Below are 314 nucleotides of genomic sequence, written 5' to 3'. Positions count from 1 at the left end.
ACACTGATGACAATACCTGAGGTGGTACCAATATCATCATTAGTCGGTGTGCCCGTTAAGCTACCGGTTATTGTGCTAAACGTTGCCCAGCTAGGTTTAATGTTAATACTAAAGCTTTGGGTATCCCCTACATCAACATCAGAAACTATAGGAGTAAAGCTGTAGGCAATATCTTCAGCCACCGTTGTGGCTGGCGTACCTGTTATTACCGGCGCATCGTTGGTGTTTGACACTGTGATAGTAAAGGCCGCTAAGCTTACTGTTGCATTCGCAGCATCGGCAACACTGATGATAATACCTGAGGTGGTACCTAT

General features: G+C 45.2%; 1 protein-coding gene. It reads right to left on the bottom strand.

Going from position 1 to position 314, the window contains the following annotated elements; all coding sequences use genetic code 11:
- On the bottom strand, positions 1 to 314 hold a 314-nt coding region (locus H4J61_RS00270; protein ID WP_182182638.1), incomplete at both ends, for a putative Ig domain-containing protein.

This window comes from Colwellia sp. MB3u-4 (assembly GCF_014077065.1).
GTDB lineage: Bacteria > Pseudomonadota > Gammaproteobacteria > Enterobacterales > Alteromonadaceae > Cognaticolwellia.
This window is presented reverse-complemented; position numbering and strand designations above follow the sequence as displayed.